Here is an 18,675-nt window from a genome sequence, read left to right as displayed (position 1 = left end):
CTCCCACCAGGGAGAAGGAGCGCGCGGACGAGGGGGACGGCGCGTCAGGGCGCGCCCGGGGACGGGACGGCGGGGAGAGCGCCGGAGGAGGAGAGAGAGGAGAGGGGAGGAGCAGCCGTGCGTCAGTACGCGCCGACCGGGCGCAGCATCACGCGCAGGGTCCGCCAGAGGATGAGCAGGTCGCCGGCCAGCGACCAGTTCTCGACGTAGTAGAGGTCGAGTCGGATCCCGTCCTCCCAGTCGAGCTCGGAGCGGCCGCCGGTCTGCCAGAGCCCGGTGATGCCGGGCTTGATGTAGAGGCGGCGGTTCACGACGTCGTCGTAGCGCTCCACCTCGCTGAGCAGCGGCGGGCGCGGGCCGACCAGGCTCATGCTGCCGCGCAGCACGTTCCAGAACTGGGGCAGCTCGTCGAGCGAGTACCGCCGCAGCACGCGGCCGAGCGGGGTCACCCGCGGATCGTCGCGCAGTTTGAACAGCAGGCCGGAGCCCTCGTTCGCCGCACTCAGCTCCGCAAGCCGCGACTCCGCGTCGATGCTCATCGAGCGGAACTTCAGCATGGTGAAGAGGTGCCCGGCGCGGCCGACCCGCTGCTGCCGGAAGAGCGCGGGCCCGGTGCTGTCGCGCCGGATCATGACCGCGAGCACGGCCAGCAGCGGCGAGAGCACCAGCAGCGCGAGGGCCGAGACGCTCACGTCGAGCACCCGCTTGAGCGCGTGGCGCGGACCGGAGTAGCGCGGCGGCTCGACCCGCATCAGCGGGAGTCCGTCCACCGGGCGCCAGTGGATGCGCGGTCCGGCGACACTGCTGAGTCCCGGTGCGAGCACCAGCTCGACCGCGAACGGCTCGAGCGCCCAGCAGAGCCGGCGGAGGTAGGCGTCGCCGCCGTCCACCTGACCGGCCACGACGACCGCGTCGGCGCGCTGCTCGACGACCGCCTGGGCGATCGTGTCGATCGCTCCGACGACCGGGATCGAGCGGCCCCGCACGGTGATCGAGCGCCGCGGGTCGGCGAGGAGCGTGCGCTCACCGCCGGTCGAGAGCGCGACGCCGACGACGTCGTACTCGACGCGGCCGCGCCGGCGGTCGATCTGCGTGACGATGTGCGTCACGTCACCGGCGCTGCCGACGACGATCACCCGGGACAGGGCGCGACCGGCCCGTCGCTCCCGGGCCAGGTGACCGCGGCTGAGGGCGTGCGCCGCCAGCATGCCGCCGAGCCCGACGGGCAGGGCGATGAGCACATGCACGCGCGGCAGGTCGACGTGGGTGAGGACCGAGGCGACGGAGGCGAGGCCGAACGTCGCGACCGTCGCCGAGAGCAGACGGCGGAACTCGTCCGCTCCCGCTCCGATGCGGTGCGCGAGGCGCCGCTGGGCGAGGAGGACGGAGCAGACCCAGAGGGCGCCGAGGACGCCGGCGACCACGAGGTCGGCCGAGCGCGCCTCGGCGGATCGCGCCTCGGCGGTCGAGCGCAGGCCGGCGGCCAGCGACACGGCCCCGAGCACGACCAAGACGTCCGCGGCCAGGACCCTCCGCGAGAAACGGCGTCGCCAGCTCGAGGCCTCCGCCGGCGGTGCCGGAACGAGGACGAGGGCGCGCGGATCGCGCTGAGGAGTCGGGGCCGCGGTGGAGACGGCGGTCACCGCGGTCTCCTGCTCTCACCGCCGCTCGTATGCCGGGTCGCCGGGGGGAGGCGACGGGGTCTCGAGGAGGGAGGGAGCCGTGTGGGCGCGCTGGAGGCGCGCACCAGTGGTGCATACAAAGGATCAACCTGCATTTCGGGTTTACAGGGAAGGGGGGTACTGCAGGGCGGGCTCGGAGGACGTCGCGGTTTCGGGGCCGCGATGCATCGTCGCCACGTCGGCACCGCTGTGACCGTCGTGCTCCCAGGATGAGCAGATCGGTCGAGGCGGGGCCTCGCGTCGGGGCGGCGCGGCACGACAGGGTTCGTGCGCTCCGGTCCCGGTGGTCGGGTGGTTCTCAGCCGAACATAGCGCTCCTGGCAACCCGGTGCGTGGCCCCAGTAAGGGGGTCGTAGAAGGAGTGACATCCTCGACCGTCTCCCGGGCGTTCCTCAGCGATCCTCCTAGAATCGTCCCGGTGCCGGGAGCGCGATCGGGTCGCGCCCCGGTGCCAGGGGAGCACTGCCGCCCCCGATCGCCAGGAATCGAGACGGGGCGCGGGAATCCCTGCGCGGCCCGGGAGGTCACCTCCCGGGCCGCGTCGCCGCGTCGAGCCGGCCGCGCCGGAGACTAAAGTCGAGGGGTCCCCCAGCCCCAGAGGAGCACCCGCGCGTGTCGAACGCATCGTCGAACGTCCCCGAATCGTCCCGTCCCACCGCCGACGCCGCCGTCGTCACCGAGGCCGGCACGGGGTTCACGCACTTCACCGACCGGGCGGTCGTCGCGATCCGCGTCAACGGCGAGCTGAAGGACCTGGCCGCCGACGTCGTCCCCGGCGACAGCATCGAGCCCGTCCTGATCTCCTCGCCCGACGGCCTGAGCATCCTCCGCCACTCCGCCGCGCACGTGCTCGCGCAGGCCGTGCAGCAGAGCAACCCGGAGGCGAAGCTCGGCATCGGCCCGCCCGTCACCGACGGCTTCTACTACGACTTCGACGTCACCGAGCCCTTCACGCCCGAGGCGATGAAGGCGCTCGAGAAGGCGATGGACCGCATCATCCGCCAGGGCCAGCGCTTCGTGCGCCGCGTCGTCACCGAGGACGAGGCGCGCGCCGAGCTGTCCGCCGAGCCGTACAAGCTCGAGCTGATCGGCCTCAAGGGCGCGGGCGCCGACGGCGAGTCGGTCGAGGTCGGCGGCGCCGAGCTCACCATCTACGACAACGTCGACCCCCGCACCGGCGAGACGGTGTGGAAGGACCTCTGCCGCGGCCCGCACCTGCCCAACACCCGGATGATCGGCAACGGCTACGCGCTGACCCGCAACGCCGCGGCCTACTGGCGAGGTTCGGAGAAGAACCCGCAGCTGCAGCGCGTCTACGGCACCGCGTGGCCCACGAAGGACGAGCTGCGCGCGCACCAGGCCCGCCTCGAGGAGGCCGCCCGCCGCGACCACCGCAAGCTCGGCCACGAGCTCGACCTCTTCTCCTTCCCGGACGAGATCGGCTCCGGTCTCGCGGTCTTCCACCCCAAGGGCGGCATCATCCGCTACGAGATCGAGCAGTACATGCGCGAGCAGCTGCTCGCCCACGACTACGAGCTCGTCTACACGCCGCACATCACCAAGGGCGACCTCTTCATGACCAGCGGCCACCTGCAGTGGTACGCCGAGGGCATGTTCCCCCCGATGCACCTCGACGAGCTGCAGGACGAGGACGGCACCGTCACCCGCCAGGGTCAGGACTACTACCTGAAGCCCATGAACTGCCCGTTCCACAACCTGATCTTCCGCTCGCGCGGGCGCAGCTACCGCGAGCTGCCGCTGCGCCTGGCCGAGTTCGGCACCGTCTACCGCTACGAGAAGAGCGGCACCCTGCAGGGCCTCACCCGCGTCCGCGGTCTCACCCAGGACGACGCGCACATCTACGTCACCCAGGAGGACGTGTCGGCGGAGCTGACCCGCAACCTCGAGTTCGTGCTCCAGGTGCTGCGCGACTACGGCCTCGACGACTTCTACCTCGAGCTCTCCACCAACGAGGAGGGGAACCCGAAGTTCGTCGGCGACCCCGAGCAGTGGGAGTCGGCGATCGAGTCGCTGCGCGCCGTCGCCGTCGAGTCCGGCCTCGAGCTGGTCCCCGACCCGGGCGGAGCCGCGTTCTACGGCCCGAAGATCTCGGTCCAGGCGCGCGACGCGATCGGCCGCACCTGGCAGATGTCGACGATCCAGCTCGACTTCAACCAGCCCGAGCGCTTCGAGCTCGAGTACACCGCCTCCGACGGCTCGAAGAAGCGCCCGGTGATGATCCACCGCGCCCTCTTCGGCTCGATCGAGCGCTTCTTCGCCATCCTCACCGAGCACTACGCCGGGGCGTTCCCGGTCTGGCTCTCGCCGGTGCAGGTCGTCGGCATCCCGATCGCCGACGAGTACCTGCCCTACCTCGAGGACGTCGTCGGTCAGCTGAAGAAGGCGGGCGTCCGCGCCGACATCGACTACTCCAGCGACCGGATGCAGAAGAAGATCCGCAACGCGACGCTGCAGAAGGTCCCGTTCCAGCTGATCGTCGGCGAGAAGGACCGCGACGCGGGGGCGGTCAGCTTCCGCTTCCGCGACGGCACCCAGGAGAACGGCATCCCCGTCGCCGACGCCGTCGCCCGCATCCGCGAGGCCATCGCGACCAAGGCCCAGGTCTAGCGGTGGGGGAGCCGTTCGACGACGCCGTCCCCGAGGGCGCCGAGTCCTCCGCGCACCTCGCCGGCGTCCCCGACGAGTTCCAGCGCCTCTGGACTCCGCACCGGATGGTGTACATCCAGAAGGGCCAGCCCGGCGACGACGACTGCCCGTTCTGCGTCGCGCCGACGCTGAGCGACGAGGAGGCGCTGATCGTCGCCCGCGGCGAGCACGCCTTCGTCCTGCTGAACCTGTTCCCGTACAACTCCGGCCACCTGCTGGTCTGCCCGTACCGGCACATCCCGCTCTACGACGAGGCCACTCCCGAGGAAGTGGCCGAGATCGGCGCGCTCACCCAGACGGCGATGCGCGTCCTCCGCGAGGTCTCGAACAACGACGGCTTCAACCTCGGCATGAACCAGGGCGCCGTCGCCGGCGCCGGCATCGCCGCCCACCTGCACCAGCACGTGGTGCCGCGCTGGGCGACCGACGCCAACTTCTTCCCGATCATCGCCCGCACCAAGGCCCTGCCCCAGCTCCTCGGCGAGGTCCGCGCGAGCCTCGCGGCCGCCTGGCCCCGGCCCTAGCCCGCTGCCTCTCGAGTAGTCGCGCAGCGCCCACCGATGTTGGTCGAGTAGCCCCGCAGGGGCGTATCGAGACCCACTGTCGTCAGCAGGCCGAGTCTGCAGACCCGCCGTCCGGCGCCGGTGGATCTCGATACGCCCGCTCCGCGGGCTACTCGATCAGCATGGTCCGCCCCTGCTGGTCTTGCGGCTGTGCAGCGGCGCCCCATCCTGGTCGAGCACCTCCACTGCCGCGTCTCGAGACCCGCCCCGCCCGCCTTGTCCAGCGCCGATGTCGAGCAGCCCCGTCTCGTAGACTGGACGCTGCCGTCGGCGGAAGTCGCCGCACAGAACAGGACTCGCGAACATGACCGACACCACCCCCACGTCCTCCTCCGCCTCGGAGCAGTTCGGCTCGAGCCGCGTCAAGCGCGGGCTCGCCGAGATGCTCAAGGGCGGCGTCATCATGGACGTCGTCAACGCCGAGCAGGCGCGCATCGCCGAGGACGCCGGAGCCGTCGCCGTGATGGCGCTCGAGCGCGTCCCCGCCGACATCCGCTCGCAGGGCGGCGTCGCGCGGATGAGCGACCCCGACCTCATCGACGGGATCGTCGCCGCCGTCTCCATCCCCGTGATGGCCAAGGCCCGCATCGGCCACTTCGTCGAGGCGCAGATCCTCCAGGAGCTCGGCGTCGACTACATCGACGAGTCCGAGGTCCTCTCGCCCGCCGACTACGTGAATCACATCGACAAGTGGAAGTTCACCGTCCCCTTCGTCTGCGGCGCCACCAACCTCGGCGAGGCCCTGCGCCGCATCACCGAGGGCGCCGCGATGATCCGCTCGAAGGGCGAGGCCGGAACCGGCGACGTCTCCGAGGCCACCAAGCACATCCGCACCATCTCCGCCGAGGTGAACCGCCTCAAGTCGCTGACCAAGGACGAGCTCTACGTCGCCGCGAAGGAGCTGCAGGCTCCCTACGAGCTGGTCGCCGAGATCGCGCAGACCGGCAAGCTCCCCGTCGTGCTCTTCACCGCCGGCGGCGTCGCCACCCCGGCCGATGCCGCGCTGATGATGCAGCTCGGCGCCGACGGCGTCTTCGTCGGCTCGGGCGTCTTCAAGTCGGGCGAGCCCGCGAAGCGCGCCGCCGCGATCGTCAAGGCGACGACGTTCTTCGACGACGCGAAGGTCGTCGCCGAGGCGTCCCGCGGACTCGGCGAGGCGATGGTCGGCATCAACGTGGCCGACGTGCCCGCGCCGCACCGCCTCTCCGAGCGTGGCTGGTAGCGAGAGCGCGCCCGTCGCGGGCGAGGGCGAGACGCGGGAGTCCCTGGAGGGGCTCCGGGTCGGCGTCCTCGCCCTGCAGGGCGACTTCCGCGAGCACGCGCACGTGCTGCGGGAGCTCGGCGCCGAGGTGGTGCTGGTGCGCCGCCCGGCTGAGCTCTCGTCCGTCGCGGGTCTCGTGATCCCCGGGGGCGAGTCCACGGTGATGGACAAGCTCTCGCGCCTGTTCGGCCTCGCCGAGCCGGTGAAGGAGGCGATCGCCGCGGGTCTGCCGGTCTACGGCACCTGCGCCGGGCTGATCATGCTCGCCGATCGCGTGCTCGACCGCATCGACGGCCAGAGCAGCTTCGGCGGCCTGGACGTGACCGTCCGCCGGAACGCCTTCGGCAACCAGCTCGACTCCTTCGAGACCGATCTCGACATCGACGGCATCGGCGATCCGCCGATGCACGCGGTCTTCATCCGCGCCCCCGTCGTCGAGGAGCTGGGGGAGCGGGCGCACGCCCTCGCCGCCCTCGCCGACGGCCGGGTCGTCGCCGTCGAGCAGGGCGCCCTGCTGGGCACCTCGTTCCACCCCGAGATCACCGGCGACTACCGCTTCCACGAGCTGTTCCTGCGCAAGGTCGCGGCGACCCGTTTCGGCGTCGACGTCTAGACGGCACCGGTCTCCTCGGCTGCGGACCCGCTCGCAGGGAGAGCGGGTCCGCAGGGACTGCTCAGACCTCGACGCTCGCGTCCGTCGCTGCGAGGCCGAATCCCCTGGTGTCCCCGACGTCTCCGGAGGAGTGTCCCCGCGTCGCTGACCGGGCCGAGCGGCGGCCCGACGAAGCGCCCGACAGCGGGGTGGTCGGGGCGGACGCGGGGGCGCCGGGTGCGGCGGCGGTGGCGATCCCCGGGGTCGTCGAGGCGGCCGCCGACGCGGAGCGCCGCGCGACCCGGGGCGAAGCCCTGCGGTCGACGCCGCCCTCGCAGCCGTCCGGATCGGACGTCCCTCGGCAGATGTGGTCGGGGTGGTCGTGGTGGCGGCCGATCATCGCGGTGCTCCTCGTCGTGTGTCGTCGTCATGGGTCGTCTTCGGCGCGGTGCGGGCGCTCCGGGCCACCGAGAGCCTGACGGCGGAGCGGCTGCGACGACGAATCCGTGGCGTGGACGACGCGCTCTGGCGGGTTCCGACACATCGATGTGGGCCGTGCTCCTCTGCTGCACCGATCCGGGGCTCCTCCGGCGGGTCGCGGCCGTCTCTCAGCCATGGACGACCGTGCTCGAGGTCGGAGCTGCGAACCCCGGAGCGCTGTGCCCCTGATCGGCGTGCCGGGGAACTGTCGCCGTCACGCGGTAGGCGCCGCTCGGTGTCGGAGCCGGCTTCGTGAGGGAGCGGTTCCAGGGCGACAGCTCCACGAGCCCACCGTCGAGCACGCCTGTGTTCCCGTCCGGAGAGGCCCCGGAGGCTGCCGGTGCGGGCGCAGAGGCGACGCATCGGTGTCGTGATCCGTGCCGCATGGCGCCGATCGTGCCGAGTGCGCCCGCTCGCCCTCGGGACAGTGGCCGCCGATCGCCTCGGCACGGCACAGTAGGGGGATGCCCGAACTCCCCGAAGTGCACGCGCTCGCCCGCGACCTCGACGAGCGCCTCGGCGGCCGCGTGCTGGAGCGCCTCGACGTGTTCGCGATCTCCGCGCTGAAGACCGTCGCGATCCCGCCGTCCTCGCTCGCGGGGGAGACGGTGCACGGGGTGAGCCGGCACGGCAAGTTCCTCGATCTCGCGATCGGCGACGTGCACGTGCTGCTGCACCTGGCCCGCGCGGGCTGGGTGCGCTGGCGCCCCGAGCGGCCGACCGCGCCGGTGAAGCCGGGCCGCGGGCCCCTCGCCGCGCGCCTGATCCTCGACGACGGCTCCGGCTTCGACATCACCGAGGCCGGCACGAAGAAGAGCCTCGCGATCTCGATCGTGGCGGATCCGCGGGACGTGCCGGGCGTCGAGCGGCTCGGGCCGGACCCGCTCGACCCGGAGTTCACCCGCGAGATCCTCGGCGCGATCCTGGCCACCGCGGGCCGCGCCCAGCTCAAGGGCGTGCTGCGCGATCAGTCCCGGATCGCGGGCATCGGCAACGCCTACTCCGACGAGATCCTGCACGTCGCGAAGATGTCGCCGTTCAAGCCGGCGACGCTCACGCCGGACGAGCTCGATCGCCTGTACACCGCGCTGCACTACACGCTGGAGGAGGCGCTCGGCCGGGCCGAGGGCCTGCACGCAGCCGATCTCAAGCGCGAGAAGAAGCTCGGGATGCGGGTGCACGGCCGCACGGGCGAGGCCTGCCCGGTCTGCGGCGACACGATCCGCCAGGTGATCTACTCCGACTCGACGCTGCAGTACTGCCCCACCTGCCAGACCGGCGGCAAGCCGCTGGCCGACCGCGTCCTCTCCCGCCTGCTCAAGTAGCGCGCCGTCAGTTCGGCACTGTCGTCGTCGCGGATGTCGCTCCGAACTGCTGGGCGGCGCCGGGGTCGGGCCCGAGGTAGACGGGACCGCGGGTCACGGTGGCTGTCACCGTGAATCTGCCTTTCGGCTCTGCGCTGAGCTGCGACGTGAACGTCTCGTAGAAGGAGACCGAGACGGTCTGGCCGCCGATCCTGTAGGTCCGGTCCACGATGTAGGGACCGACGGGAACGACCAGGCGCGCGGCCCGGGGGCCGATCGTGATGAATCTGCTGTTCCAGTGCGAGACGTCGTGGTCGGTCACGATGTCCACCCACGTCTCCTCCTTCAGCTGAACGGTCGACCCGGTGATCCCGGTCATGTTGATGTAGGCGGTGACGCCGAAGCTGCCGACGGCGTACGTATCGACGCTGACCCCGACGAAGGTGGAGGTGACCACCGGGGCGGGGGACGCCGAGGCGCCGGGGGCCGCGACCGCGGCGGCGACCACCGGGGTCGTCCACGCGGCCGTGACCGCGGTCCGCCGTGCGACGCCCGGCGGAAGGGGCGATCGGAGCTCGTCGTCGTGCGGGCGGCGCTCATCGGGTGTCATCGGTGTCCTCGGTTCTCGTTCGCGTCGACTGGACTCAGGGGCTGCTTCGCCGACGACACTCTGTCGACCAGGAGTCGCGAGTGCCGAATGCCTGGCGTGAACGGTGCCGGATGGCTCGATTCGGCGCGGCCCGTCCGCCCGCCGAGCCGGCGGCAGTCCTCTCTGGGGCGGACTCCAGTCAGAACTCCAGGACGGTGACCGCGGTCGGGCGGCCGTAGATGCCGGTCCCGTACGGGTCGGGACCCCGGTAGGTGGGCCCGCGAGTCACCTTCGCCTCCACCTCGTAGCGTCCCCTCGGCTCGGCGGCGAGCTCGCACACCGTGCCCGGCCCCGGATACGGGGCGGTGACCACCACGCTCCTGGTGCGGACGGTGTAGCTCGCGACCGTGGGATAGACCCCCGCGGGGATCGAGATCGTGCCGGCCCGCGGACTCTCGGGAAGGACACCGACCGGCCAGACCGCGATGTCGTGGTTGGAGCAGGTGACGCGCACCACCGCGTCCTGGGGGAGGACGACCGGTGTGCCCGGGGTCCCGGTCCCGTTGAGGTACACCTCGACGCGGAAGTCGCGCGGGGACGCCAGGCCGTCGGACACGAGCCAGACGCCGAGGAAGGTGCCGTTCTCCTTCGGCGGCGTGGAGGCGGAGGCCGCGGGGGCCGCCACGGCGCCTGCGATCACCGGGACCGTCCAGGCGACCGCGAGCGCCGACCGGCGCCCGATTCCCGGCGGACGAGCCCCGTCCTGTCCGGTCGTGTCGTCCCTCTGCGGGTCGTTCGTCATCGCGGTCCTCGTTCCCGTCTCGGCTGCACGGTCCTGCGCATGCATCACCTTCTCGGCATGAGGGGGCGAGGGGCGAATCTGTGGCATCGATCGTGCCGCCTGGCGGGATCGCCGCGGAGCGCGGTCTCGGCGGCGCCTCCGGCCGTCCGCCCACAGCCCCTTCGCGGAGGACCGGATCTCTTCCGATCGACGCCGCAGGACTGCCCGCTCCGCCCGACCTGCCGGACCGGCGAGAAGCCCGCCGCCGACCGCGTCCCTCCCGCCTGCTGCGCTGACCACCGGCGATCGTCAGAACGTGATCATGATGGTCTGCGACGGAAGCCCATTTCCCTGCGTGACGGACGGGTCGGAACCGGGGTAGACCGGTCCGCTCGCCACCGCAACGGTCACGGGGAACGAGCCGGTCGGGGAAGAAGTGAAGTTGGAGAGCTGCTGGCCGAGCGGGTTCGCGAGCGAGATGGGTCTTCCCGCGATCTCATAGTTGTTGATGACCGAGTACGAGTCCGCTGGGACGAGGAGGCGGCCCGCTCGGGGACCGTCGGCGGCGATCCCGAATCCCCAGGAGTCGACGTCGTGCCCCGCCGTGATCCTGATCTCCGCATCGCGCTCGAGCACGATCGACGACGCGGACGTCTGAGGCGCATTGAGGAGGACCGCCGTCACGAAGACGCCGGAGCCGAAGTCTCGGACGGTCACTCCCAGGAACGCTCCGTTTCCCACCGGCGCGGGGGACGCCGAGGCCCCGGGCGCGGCGACCGCGGCGGCGACCACCGGGGTGGTCCATGCTGCCGTGACCGCGGTCCGCCGCGCGACGCCCGGCGGAGGGGGTGATCGGAGCTCGTCGTCGTGCGGGTGGCGCTCATCGGCTGTCATCGGTGTCCTCGTTCTCGTTCGCATCGATCGGATGGCAGTGGACTGCCCGGCTCGCCGGCCACTCTGTCGACGAGGAGCGGCCGGCGCCGAATCACTGGCGGAGATCGTGCCGGTGGCTCGATCGGACGATCCCGAGCGCACGGACCTCGCCCGTCAGATCGTCACGGTTCCTCGGGAGGACGGGCTCCCGTAGAAGGCCTTCACGATCGGGTCGGATCCGAGGTACAGGGGCCCGCGAGTGACGGCGGCCGAGACGGTGAAGGCGCCGATCGGGGAAGCGGTGAGTCGGCAGAAGAACGCGCTCCTGGCGACCGCGGCGAGTCTCCCCTCGGTCTCGTAGGTGGTGGTGACCGGGTGCGAGCCCGCCGGGATCGAGACGTGCCCGGCGCGCGGACCGTCGGCCACGACCCCCTCACCCCAGGAGGCGACGTCGTGGTCGGCGGTGATGTCCACGCGGACGTCCTCGCCGAAGACCACGTCCGTCGTCGTCGTCGTGGTCGTCGCCGTCGTCGAGAGGAGGACGAGGACGACGAACCGGCCGTCACCGCCACCGGCGCCGATCGACACTCCGGCGAACACGGAGGCCGCGACCGGGGAGGCGGAGGCGCCGGGCGCGGCGACCGCGGCGGCGATCACCGGGGTGGACCAGGCGGCCGCCAGCGCTGCGCGACGTGCGACCCCCGGCGGCTGGATGGACGGGCCGGGGTCGTCCTGCGGGTGCCGGCGGGCCGTCACACTCTGACCGTGCTCGTCACGGACGACTGACCGAAGGAGCCGAGCAGTGCGGCCGATCCGGTGTCGATCGGTCCGCGGGTCACCTTCGCCGACACCGGGAAGGTGCCGGTCGGCTGATCGACATCGGAGAGCAGGGGCGGCTTGCCCGGTCCGCTGGTCCGGAAGCGCGTCACAGAGAGATTGACCGCCACCTCCCGCGGGTTGTAGGAGCCGACGAGCAGGCCGAGGACGACTCTCTCGTCGGCGACGGGACTCGGGGTCGACGCGGCGGCGCCCGGTGCCGCGACGGCAGCGGCGACCAGGGGGGTGGTCCACGCGACCTCGAGCAGCGCGCTCCCTCCGACGCCGGCCACGGTGGCCGCGGGACCGGGCCCCTGGGTGCGGTTCTGAGCTGTCATCGTCTCTCCTCGGGTCGTCGACCACCGTGAGGCCGCAGCGGGCCCGCGGCGGCCGCGGGGTCGTCCCGGTGAGCGTTCCGGGTGCCGGCCGGATCCGGCGAGTCCGTGGCACGGATCGCCCGATCTGTCCGATTCGCACCCGTTGTGCGCAGTCGCAGCGGCGCTCCTCCCTCGGGCGCGGCTCGGGCCGCCCCGCCCGGCGCTCGATTACACTGGACCAGCCATCAGCGGCGCCCGCGGGAGTCGCACGAACGAGATTTCCGAGGGAGCACCGTGTCCGGGCATTCCAAGTGGGCCACGACCAAGCACCAGAAGGCGATCAAGGACTCGCGCCGCGCGAAGTCCTTCGCCAAGCTGATCAAGAACATCGAGGTCGCCGCCAAGATCGGCGGCGCCGACATGTCCGGCAATCCGACGCTCGTCGACGCCGTGCAGAAGGCGAAGAAGACCTCGGTGCCGAACGACAACATCGACCGCGCGATCAAGCGCGGCGCGGGCCTCACCGGCGAGGTCATCGACTACACGACGATCATGTACGAGGCCTACGGCCCGAACGGCATCGCTCTGCTCGTCGAGTGTCTGACCGACAACAAGAACCGCGCCGCGGCGGACGTCCGCACCGCGATGACCCGCAACGGCGGCACGATGGCCGACCCGGGCAGCGTCGCCTACAACTTCGCGCGCAAGGGCGTCATCACCGTCCCGCACGGCGACGGCGTGACCGAGGACGACGTGCTCGGCGCAGTCCTCGACTTCGGCGTCGACGACGTCATCGACCACGGCGAGTCCTTCGAGGTCCGCACCGAGGCCGCCGAGCTCGTCCCGGCGCGCACGGCGCTCCAGGAGGCCGGCATCGACTACGACGCCGCCGACGTCGAGTTCGTCGCCTCGCTGCAGGTCGAGGCCGACGCCGAGACGGCGCGCAAGGTCTTCCGCCTGATCGACGCGCTCGAGGACTCGGACGACGTGCAGAACGTCTACACGAACCTCGACATCACGCCCGAGGTCCGGGCCGAGCTCGAGAACGACGAGGAGTGACCCGGTGACCCCGGCTCGTCCCGGGCGGGCGCGCTGATGCGCGTCCTCGGGATCGACCCGGGGCTCACCCGGTGCGGCGTCGGCATCGTCGACGTCGGCCGCGACCGGCGCGCGACGCTCGTGCACGTGAGCGTCCTCCGGACCCCCGCCGACGCTCCGCTCGAGCGCCGGTTGCTCGCCCTCGGCGACGGGATCGAGGCGCTGCTTGACGAGCACCGGCCCGAGGCCGTGGCGATCGAGCGCGTCTTCGCGCAGAACAACGTCAGCACCGTGATGGGCATCGCCCAGATCAGCGGCGTGGCCCTGGTCGCAGCCGCCCGCCGCGATCTCGTCGTCGGCATGCACACGCCCAGCGAGGTCAAGGCCGCGGTCACCGGCTACGGATCGGCCGACAAGCGCCAGGTCACCACGATGATCCAGCGCATCCTCCGGCTCGACGCCCCGCCGAAGCCGGCCGATGCGGCCGACGCCCTCGCCCTCGCCGTCTGCCACGCCTGGCGCGGTCCCCTCGCCGCGGGCCCCGCCGCCGCCGAGGGGGAGACCGCGGCGCAGCTGGCCTGGCGCGCCGCGGAGGCCGCCACTCGAACGCCTGTTCGAGCCTCTAGACTGACGCGGTGATCTCCTCCCTCCGCGGCACCGTCCTCTCCGCTCGCGGGAGCCTCGCCGTCGTCGACGTCCACGGCGTCGGCTACGCGGTCAACGTGACGCCGCAGCACGCGCTCGAGCTGCGGGTCGGCGACGAGACCGTGCTGACGACGACGCTGATCGTCCGCGAGGACTCGCTGACCCTCTACGGCTTCCCGGACGAGGAGCAGCTCGAGATCTTCGAGCTGCTGATCGGCGTCACCGGCGTCGGTCCCAAGTCCGCGCTCGGCGTGCTCGGGTCGGTCGAGCCCGAGCGCATCGCCCAGGCCGTCGCCGACGAGGACGACGCCGTCTTCCGCAAGGTCTCCGGCATCGGCCCCAAGACCGCGAAGCTCATCATCCTGTCGCTCGCGGGCAAGCTCGCCGTCCGCCCGCGCGCCGCCCGCGGCTCCGGGCCGGGTGCGACGGCCGCGCAGAGCGTGCTCTCGGCACTGGTCGGTCTCGGCTGGCCCGAGCGCGTCGCCGCCGAGGTCGTCGACGAGATCCTGCTCGACGCCCAGGCGTCCGACGCCGCGAGCGTGCAGTCCCTGCTCCGCCTCGCCCTCGCCCGGCTCGGTCCGGCGGCGCGCTCGTGAGCGGCGACGACGTGATGGGCCCGGAGGTCGCCTCCGAGGCCGAGATCGCCTTCGAGGGCGCGCTCCGCCCGAAGAACCTCGGCGAGTTCGTCGGCCAGCGCAAGGTCCGCGGCCAGCTCGAGCTGCTGCTCAAGGCGGCGGCGATGCAGGGCCGCACGCCCGACCACATCCTGCTGGCCGGCCCGCCCGGCCTCGGCAAGACCACCCTCGCGATGATCGTGGCGGAGGAGAGCTCCTCGCCGCTGCGGATGTCCAGCGGCCCCGCGATCCAGCACGCCGGCGACCTGGCCGCCGTGCTCTCCTCGCTGCTGCCCGGCGAGATCCTCTTCATCGACGAGATCCACCGGATGGCGCGCTCCGCGGAGGAGATGCTCTACCTCGCGATGGAGGACTTCCGGATCGACATCATGGTCGGCAAGGGCGCCGGCGCGACCTCCGTCCCCCTGGATCTCGCGCCGTTCACCCTCGTCGGCGCGACCACGCGCTCGGGCCTCCTGCCGAATCCGCTGCGCGACCGCTTCGGCTTCACCGCCCACCTCGAGTTCTACGCCGAGGACGAGCTGCGCCAGGTGCTCACCCGCGCCGCGCGGCTGCTCGACCTCGACATCGACGGCGAGGCGGTCGCCGAGATCGCGGGCCGCTGCCGGGGCACCCCGCGCATCGCGAACCGCCTGCTGCGCCGGGTCCGCGACTTCGCGCTCGTGCACGGCGGCCGCGCCGACGTCACCGCGGTCCGCGCCGCACTCGACCTCTACGACGTCGACGAGCTCGGCCTCGACCGCCTCGACCGCGCCGTGATGGACATCGTGCTCACCCGCTTCGACGGCGGACCGGTCGGCCTCAACACGCTCGCGGTCTCCGTCGGCGAGGAGGCGGAGACGGTCGAGGCGGTCGTCGAGCCGTTCCTCGTCCGGATCGGGCTGCTCACCCGCACGCCGCGCGGCCGCGTCGCGACCCCGGCCGCGTACCGGCACTTCGGCGTGGATCCGCGCGGGGGAGCCGCCTCGGCCTCCCAGCGGCCCCTGTTCGGAGATGACCTATAATCTTCAAGGCCCGACGGGCCGCTCGATCCGCATGCGCCACCCCTTGTGCGCGCGGCGGATCACCCTCAACTCCGGAAGGCTCACCCATGGATCCGACGATCATCCTGCTCGTCCTGCTTCTCGCCGTGATGATCATCTTCATGTTCCGCAACAACAAGAAGCGGCAGCGCGACGCGGAGAAGATGAAGTCCGGGCTGGTCCCCGGTGTCGAGCTGATGACCGGCTCCGGCCTGTTCGGCACCGTCGTCTCGATCGACGACGACGAGAACAAGATCGTCATCGAGTCGACCCCCGGGACGCTCCTGACGATCCACCGTCAGGCCATCGCCCGCCTCATCGACCCGACCGAGAACGCGGTCGTCGCCGACGAGGACGAGGCCGAGTCCGTGGCGGCCGTCGAGTCGCCCGCGTTCGGCGAGCGCGACGCCGCGCACACGTCCGACCCGCTGGTCGACCCGATCGAGCGCGACCGCAGGCCCGACGCGCAGTAGTCTCCAGGGCGGGCAGGGTGCATCGGCACCCCGCCCGCCCTTCCACGTCCGGGGTGCGCCCCGGACCAAGACCGTCGATCGGACGACAGGCGCGGCCCCCGGGGTCGGCGCCTGCGCGAGGATCGACGTCGACCGCAGAGCCAGCGTCGGCCGGAGAGCCGGCGCCGACCGAAGAAGAAGGTGAGCCCTGGGTGGCCGCATCAACCCCCGTCCGGAAGGCTCGGCGCTCGCTGAGCTGGCTCGGCGTCCTGATCCTCGCGCTCGTCGGCCTCAACGCCGCCGCCGTCGCCTTCGGCGGCGGCTCCTGGACGCCGAAGCTCGCGCTCGACCTCGAGGGCGGCACCCAGATCGTGCTCCAGCCCCAGCTCGCGGGCGGCGAGACCGTCTCGTCCGAGCAGCTGACGCAGGCCGTCTCGATCATCCGCCAGCGGATCAACGCGTCGGGAGTCTCCGAGGCCGAGATCACGACCCAGGGCTCGAGCAACATCGTCGTCTCGATCCCGGGCACGCCGGACGATGAGACGCTGCAGCGCATCGAGGCCTCGGCGAAGCTCGACTTCCGTCCGGTGCTCGTCGCCAGCCAGGCGACCAACAGCTCGGTCGGCGGCGATTCGACCGCGTCGCCCACGCCGACCCCGGTCGACCCGTCGCTCGCCACCGAGCCGACGGCCGCGCCGACCAGCGCGAGCGACCTCGCCTACATCACGCCGGCGCTCGAGGCGCAGTACACCTCCTTCGACTGCGCGTTCCTCAATGCCCAGGACCCGAATCTCGCGCCGGCCGATCAGCCCCTGATCACCTGCGACGACAACGACACGGCGAAGTACATCCTCGGACCCGTCGAGATCACCGGCGAGGACATCGCCGACGCCTCGAACGGCCTGATGACGACGTCCTCCGGCGCCAGCACCGGCACCTGGGCCGTCAACCTCTCCTTCGACGACCAGGGCACCCAGGCCTTCGGCGACGTCACCTCGCGCCTCGTCGGCCTGCAGGGCGCGCAGAACCAGTTCGCCATCGTCCTCGACGGCCGCGTCATCTCGGCGCCGTCCACCAACGCGGCGATCACCGACGGCAACGCTCAGATCTCCGGCTCCTTCACCCAGGAGACGTCGAAGACCCTCGCCGACCAGCTGAAGTACGGCGCCCTGCCGATCGGCTTCCAGGTGCAGAGCTCGGACAGCATCTCCGCGACGCTCGGCTCGACCCAGCTCGCCAGCGGCCTGCTCGCGGGCCTGATCGGCCTCATCCTCGTCGTCGTCTACTCGATCGCCCAGTACCGCGTGCTCGGCGCGGTGACCATCGCGTCGCTGATGGTGGCGGCGATCGTCACCTATCTCGTGGTCACCCTGCTCTCCTGGCGGGAGGGACTCCGCCTCTCGCTCGCGGGCGTCGCGGGTCTGATCGTGGCCATCGGCATCACGGCGGACTCGTTCATCGTCTACTTCGAGCGGATCCGCGACGAGCTGCGCGACGGTCGTGGACTCGAGTCCTCGGTCGAGGCCGGCTGGCGGCGTGCGCTGCGCACGATCTTCGCCTCCGACATGGTGAACCTGCTCGCCGCCGTCGTGCTCTTCGCCCTCGCGGTCGGCAGCGTCCGCGGCTTCGCGCTCACGCTCGGCATCACGACGCTGATCGACCTCGTGGTGGTGATCCTCTTCACCCACCCGATGCTGCAGCTGCTCGCGACGACCAAGTTCTTCTCCGAGGGGCACAAGGCCTCCGGACTGGATCCGCGCGCACTCGGCGCGGTCTACCGCGGCCGAGCGGCGTTCCGTCCGCAGGACGCCGTGCTCGCCGGCAAGGGCGCCTCGGGCAAGGGCTCCTCCGCCGCCCGCGAGGCCGCCCGCCGCCAGACCATCGCCGAGCGCAAGGCCGCCGAGGCGGCCGCCGCGCGCAGCTCCTCGAACGACTCGAACGGGAAGGACGCGTGATGGCCAGCTTCTCGCAGTTCGGAAACGACCTCTACACCGGCAAGCGCTCGGTCGACTTCGTCGGCCGCCGGCGCACCTGGTACCTCATCTCGATCGCGATCATCCTGCTCACCGTGCTCGGCACGGCGGCGCGCGGTGGCTTCAACTTCAGCATCGAGTTCACCGGCGGCTCGGAGTTCACGGTCACCTCACCGGAGAACCTGGACCAGACCGCCGCGACGGACGCCGTCACCTCGGTCTCGCCCGACGCCGTCCCGCGCGTCTCGATCGTCGGCGACGACTCGATCCGCGTGCAGACCAGCCAGCTGTCGACCGACGAGTCGACCCAGGTCCGCAACGCGCTGTCCGAGGCGTACTCCGTCCCGACGGAGCAGGTCGCGTCGTCCTTCATCGGCGCCGCCTGGGGCTCGGACGTCACGCAGCAGGCCGTCCGCGGCCTGATCATCTTCGTGATCCTCGCCGCCCTGGCGATGTGGGCCTACTTCCGGACCTGGAAGATGTCCCTCGCCGCGATCGTCGCGCTCCTGCACGACCTCGTGATCGTGGCCGGCGTCTACGGCATCACCGGGACCGAGGTGTCGCCGGCGGCGGTCATCGGACTGCTCACGATCCTCGGATACTCGCTCTACGACACCGTCGTGGTCTTCGACAAGATCCGCGAGAACACCGCGGAGGCGCTCGGCAGCACCACCAAGACCTTCTCCGAGACGGTCAACCTCGCCGAGAACCAGACGCTGGTGCGCTCGATCAACACCTCGATCGTCGCGGCCCTGCCGGTCGCCGCGATCCTCGTGATCGGCGCCTTCGTCCTCGGCGCCGGCACCCTCCGCGACATCTCGCTCGCCCTGCTGATCGGCATCATCGTCGGCACCTACTCGACGATCTTCGTCGCCGCCCCGCTCTACGCGCAGCTGCGCAGCGGCGAGGCCGAGATCGGCAAGCACGACAAGCGGGTCGTCTCGGCCCGGGAGCGCGCCGCGACCCCCGTCGTCCAGGGCTGATC

At 71.7% G+C, this 18,675-nt stretch carries 18 protein-coding genes; 12 read left to right on the top strand and 6 right to left on the bottom strand.

Features of this window, described 5'->3' with window-relative positions; genetic code table 11:
* Nucleotides 1-122: 122 nt before the first annotated feature.
* Nucleotides 123-1,643, bottom strand: coding sequence for a sugar transferase (locus EDF17_RS12210; RefSeq protein WP_123446182.1), 1,521 nt, complete (start codon nt 1,641-1,643; stop codon nt 123-125).
* A gap of 765 nt (nt 1,644-2,408) precedes the next feature.
* On the opposite strand from EDF17_RS12210, the gene thrS reads away from it, so the two are divergent.
* The 5 genes from thrS (at nt 2,409) to EDF17_RS12185 (ending at nt 8,570) form a co-directional block, all read left to right on the top strand.
* Nucleotides 2,409-4,310, top strand: a complete 1,902-nt coding sequence (gene thrS / locus EDF17_RS12205; protein WP_243732893.1) for a threonine--tRNA ligase — start codon at nt 2,409-2,411, stop codon at nt 4,308-4,310.
* A 2-nt stretch (nt 4,311-4,312) separates the two neighbouring features.
* Complete coding sequence (locus tag EDF17_RS12200; RefSeq protein WP_123446184.1) at nt 4,313-4,873, top strand: HIT domain-containing protein; 561 nt, start codon at nt 4,313-4,315, stop codon at nt 4,871-4,873.
* 343 nt (nt 4,874-5,216) lie between these two features.
* Nucleotides 5,217-6,134 (top strand): pyridoxal 5'-phosphate synthase lyase subunit PdxS, encoded by a 918-nt coding sequence (gene pdxS, locus EDF17_RS12195; RefSeq protein WP_123446185.1) that lies wholly within the window; start codon nt 5,217-5,219, stop codon nt 6,132-6,134.
* Nucleotides 6,135-6,177: 43 nt separating this feature from the next.
* A complete protein-coding gene (gene pdxT / locus EDF17_RS12190) occupies nt 6,178-6,786 on the top strand; it encodes a pyridoxal 5'-phosphate synthase glutaminase subunit PdxT (protein WP_123446560.1) in 609 nt (202 codons plus the stop codon).
* A 923-nt stretch (nt 6,787-7,709) separates the two neighbouring features.
* Nucleotides 7,710-8,570 carry a DNA-formamidopyrimidine glycosylase family protein gene (locus EDF17_RS12185; protein WP_123446187.1) on the top strand — a complete coding sequence of 287 codons (861 nt, stop codon included), beginning with the start codon at nt 7,710-7,712 and terminating at the stop codon, nt 8,568-8,570.
* 7 nt (nt 8,571-8,577) lie between these two features.
* Here EDF17_RS12185 and EDF17_RS19870 read toward each other — a convergent pair whose 3' ends face one another.
* The 5 genes from EDF17_RS19870 to EDF17_RS12155 all read right to left on the bottom strand — a co-directional run bounded on the left by EDF17_RS19870 (nt 8,578) and on the right by EDF17_RS12155 (nt 11,946).
* Nucleotides 8,578-9,159: a hypothetical protein gene (locus EDF17_RS19870; RefSeq protein WP_166649663.1), complete on the bottom strand. Its 582-nt coding sequence runs from the start codon at nt 9,157-9,159 to the stop codon at nt 8,578-8,580.
* A gap of 178 nt (nt 9,160-9,337) precedes the next feature.
* The gene (locus EDF17_RS12170; protein WP_123446189.1) at nt 9,338-9,940 is read right to left on the bottom strand and encodes a hypothetical protein; all 603 of its coding nucleotides are present in this window, start codon (nt 9,938-9,940) and stop codon (nt 9,338-9,340) included.
* A 288-nt stretch (nt 9,941-10,228) separates the two neighbouring features.
* Nucleotides 10,229-10,813 carry a hypothetical protein gene (locus tag EDF17_RS12165; RefSeq protein ID WP_133672042.1) on the bottom strand — a complete coding sequence of 195 codons (585 nt, stop codon included), beginning with the start codon at nt 10,811-10,813 and terminating at the stop codon, nt 10,229-10,231.
* A gap of 153 nt (nt 10,814-10,966) precedes the next feature.
* Nucleotides 10,967-11,548, bottom strand: coding sequence for a hypothetical protein (locus tag EDF17_RS12160; protein WP_123446191.1), 582 nt, complete (start codon nt 11,546-11,548; stop codon nt 10,967-10,969).
* A complete protein-coding gene (locus EDF17_RS12155; RefSeq protein ID WP_123446192.1) occupies nt 11,545-11,946 on the bottom strand; it encodes a hypothetical protein in 402 nt (133 codons plus the stop codon). The genes EDF17_RS12160 and EDF17_RS12155 overlap by 4 nt, the downstream gene beginning before the upstream one ends.
* A 273-nt stretch (nt 11,947-12,219) precedes the next feature.
* On the opposite strand from EDF17_RS12155, the gene EDF17_RS12150 reads away from it, so the two are divergent.
* The 7 genes from EDF17_RS12150 (at nt 12,220) to secF (ending at nt 18,673) form a co-directional block, all read left to right on the top strand.
* Nucleotides 12,220-12,984: a YebC/PmpR family DNA-binding transcriptional regulator gene (locus tag EDF17_RS12150; protein ID WP_123446193.1), complete on the top strand. Its 765-nt coding sequence runs from the start codon at nt 12,220-12,222 to the stop codon at nt 12,982-12,984.
* A gap of 36 nt (nt 12,985-13,020) precedes the next feature.
* On the top strand, nt 13,021-13,602 hold the full coding sequence (ruvC, locus tag EDF17_RS12145; protein WP_123446194.1) for a crossover junction endodeoxyribonuclease RuvC: 582 nt from the start codon (nt 13,021-13,023) through the stop codon (nt 13,600-13,602).
* Nucleotides 13,599-14,204, top strand: coding sequence for a Holliday junction branch migration protein RuvA (gene ruvA / locus EDF17_RS12140; RefSeq protein ID WP_123446195.1), 606 nt, complete (start codon nt 13,599-13,601; stop codon nt 14,202-14,204). Before ruvC ends, ruvA begins: the two co-directional genes overlap by 4 nt.
* A 14-nt stretch (nt 14,205-14,218) precedes the next feature.
* Complete coding sequence (gene ruvB / locus EDF17_RS12135) at nt 14,219-15,247, top strand: Holliday junction branch migration DNA helicase RuvB (RefSeq protein WP_123446196.1); 1,029 nt, start codon at nt 14,219-14,221, stop codon at nt 15,245-15,247.
* Nucleotides 15,248-15,333: 86 nt separating this feature from the next.
* Nucleotides 15,334-15,738, top strand: coding sequence for a preprotein translocase subunit YajC (gene yajC, locus EDF17_RS12130; protein ID WP_123446197.1), 405 nt, complete (start codon nt 15,334-15,336; stop codon nt 15,736-15,738).
* A gap of 191 nt (nt 15,739-15,929) precedes the next feature.
* Nucleotides 15,930-17,672 (top strand): protein translocase subunit SecD, encoded by a 1,743-nt coding sequence (gene secD / locus EDF17_RS12125; RefSeq protein WP_123446198.1) that lies wholly within the window; start codon nt 15,930-15,932, stop codon nt 17,670-17,672.
* Entirely contained in the window at nt 17,672-18,673 is a 1,002-nt protein-coding gene (secF, locus tag EDF17_RS12120) for a protein translocase subunit SecF (protein ID WP_123446199.1), read from the top strand. The genes secD and secF overlap by 1 nt, the downstream gene beginning before the upstream one ends.
* The last annotated feature ends 2 nt before the right edge of the window (nt 18,674-18,675 follow it).

Origin of the sequence: Rathayibacter sp. PhB1 (assembly GCF_004362935.1) — a bacterium.
Lineage (GTDB): Bacteria > Actinomycetota > Actinomycetes > Actinomycetales > Microbacteriaceae > Rathayibacter > Rathayibacter festucae.
The sequence above is the reverse complement of the archived record's forward strand: the minus strand, read 5'-3'. Positions and strand labels throughout refer to the sequence as shown.

Bases quoted from the DNA above. Each gene is read 5' to 3' on its own strand.
- pdxS (WP_123446185.1), top strand. From the start codon at position 5,217: ATGACCGACACCACCCCCACGTCCTCCTCCGCCTCGGAGCAGTTCGGC.
- EDF17_RS12185 (WP_123446187.1), top strand. From the start codon at position 7,710: ATGCCCGAACTCCCCGAAGTGCACGCGCTCGCCCGCGACCTCGACGAG.
- EDF17_RS19870 (WP_166649663.1), bottom strand. From the start codon at position 9,159: ATGACACCCGATGAGCGCCGCCCGCACGACGACGAGCTCCGATCGCCC.
- EDF17_RS12170 (WP_123446189.1), bottom strand. From the start codon at position 9,940: ATGACGAACGACCCGCAGAGGGACGACACGACCGGACAGGACGGGGCT.
- EDF17_RS12165 (WP_133672042.1), bottom strand. From the start codon at position 10,813: ATGACAGCCGATGAGCGCCACCCGCACGACGACGAGCTCCGATCACCC.
- EDF17_RS12155 (WP_123446192.1), bottom strand. From the start codon at position 11,946: ATGACAGCTCAGAACCGCACCCAGGGGCCCGGTCCCGCGGCCACCGTG.
- ruvC (WP_123446194.1), top strand. From the start codon at position 13,021: ATGCGCGTCCTCGGGATCGACCCGGGGCTCACCCGGTGCGGCGTCGGC.
- ruvB (WP_123446196.1), top strand. From the start codon at position 14,219: ATGGGCCCGGAGGTCGCCTCCGAGGCCGAGATCGCCTTCGAGGGCGCG.
- yajC (WP_123446197.1), top strand. From the start codon at position 15,334: ATGGATCCGACGATCATCCTGCTCGTCCTGCTTCTCGCCGTGATGATC.
- secF (WP_123446199.1), top strand. From the start codon at position 17,672: ATGGCCAGCTTCTCGCAGTTCGGAAACGACCTCTACACCGGCAAGCGC.